We start from the raw sequence: 875 nt of genomic DNA on the forward strand, positions 1-875 counted from the left end.
GGTGTCGGGAGCAGGCGTCTATCTCAGCGGTCTCCTGACGCCCGCCCCGCCGCCGGCCGGCAAGACGACGCTTTCCGCTTCGAAAACGCCGAAGCCGGCGCCGACCGACAGCGCCGCCACGACGCCCCCCGAGGAGCCGGCAGCGGGCTCGTCCCGAAAGCCACAGACAGAGGCAGCCCAGCCGCCGGCTGAGAAGCCGGCAGCGCCGACCCCGGCGCCGGTGGAAAAACCGGCGGATGCGGCGTCCGACCAGAAGCCGGCGCCAACGCAGCCTGCCGAGCCCCTGCCGTCAATGGAGGAGGAACCAAAGCCGCCGACTGCCCAGGCGCAAGCGCCCACCGAACAAGCTCCATCGGCACATCAGCAGCAGGCCAGCGATGGCCGGAAGGCGACTGCGGCGCCCACCAGGATCGCGCCTGCTCCGCCAACGGAAGAGATTGCCCCGGCCTCGCCACCGGTCGAAAAGGCCCCGGCGCCCGTCCAGCCGGATATCGCGGAAGCTCCGAAGCCGAAGCTGCCGGCCAGCCAGCCGGCTGAGCCGAAGGTGGCTGACAAGGTTCCCGAAGGTGCGGCGACTGCACCGGAAGCGGCGAACACGACAAGCCCGCAGCCTGAACCGCCCGCCGCCAAGCAGCCGGGTGAGACCGTCGTCTTGAATGTGCCCAAACCGCAGGTTCCGCCGGCCGCTCCCCTCGACGAGACCGCGCTACGCGCTTCCTGGGTGCGCGATTTCAGCGGCGGCGACTGTTTCTACGCGACCATGACATCGGCAACCGCCAACGCCGCGGCGATCGAGGGCTTCGGCACGGCGGTCCAGCCGTTCGAGCGGCTGATGTCCGACTTCCAGTCGCGCTTCGGGGTCGAGCCGGATATCC

Annotated in this window: 1 pseudogene; it reads left to right on the forward strand. The window is 70.5% G+C overall.

Going from position 1 to position 875, the window contains the following annotated elements:
* Window positions 1-875, forward strand: a pseudogene (locus EN780_RS39280) (serine/threonine protein kinase); the annotation flags it as partial.

Source organism: Mesorhizobium sp. M4B.F.Ca.ET.089.01.1.1 (assembly GCF_004022605.1).
Lineage (GTDB): Bacteria > Pseudomonadota > Alphaproteobacteria > Rhizobiales > Rhizobiaceae > Mesorhizobium > Mesorhizobium abyssinicae.